At 52.0% G+C, this 544-nt stretch carries 1 protein-coding gene; it reads left to right on the top strand.

The window, feature by feature from the left end; genetic code table 11:
• Positions 1 to 58 precede the first annotated feature (58 nt).
• Positions 59 to 544 (top strand): transposase (locus H6B15_RS15285; protein WP_204648854.1); only part of this gene is annotated, 486 nt, incomplete at its 3' end.

Below are 544 nucleotides of genomic sequence, written 5' to 3'. Positions count from 1 at the left end.
AGGGCTCCTGTAAAATGAAAGTTGTCCAGACAATCACGATACAAAGGAGAAAACCCTAATGGCTCAAAAGAATCATACCACAAATCTAACCGAATTGCTACTGCAATGTGTAGCACAACCGGATCCCATGCTGAGTATGCTGGAATGGTTGTGTGCCCAGCTCATGGAGGCCGAAGTAAGCCGGCAGCTGGGAGCGGAGAAAAACGAACGCGCCGAAAGCCGCAGCGGGTATCGCTGTGGCTACCGGCCTCGCAGACTGGATACCCGAATGGGCACCATGTATCTCATGGTGCCGAAGGTACGTCAGGGCGGTTACATACCGTTCTTTGTTACGGAGCGAAAACGCAGTGAAGCGGCACTGATCCAAGTGGTGCAGGAGACCTTTGTACAGGGCGTATCCACTCGTAAGATGGAAAAACTGGCCAAGAGCCTGGGAATTGAAAGCCTGTCCCGCAGCCAGGTCAGTGAGATGACAAAAGGCTTGAACGAGCAGGTAAATGCTTTCCGCAGCCGCTCTCTTTCCCAAAGCAGTTATCCCATTTTG

The organism is Gemmiger formicilis (assembly GCF_016900095.1).
GTDB classification, from domain to species: domain Bacteria; phylum Bacillota; class Clostridia; order Oscillospirales; family Ruminococcaceae; genus Gemmiger; species Gemmiger formicilis_A.
The sequence above is the reverse complement of the archived record's forward strand: the minus strand, read 5'-3'. Positions and strand labels throughout refer to the sequence as shown.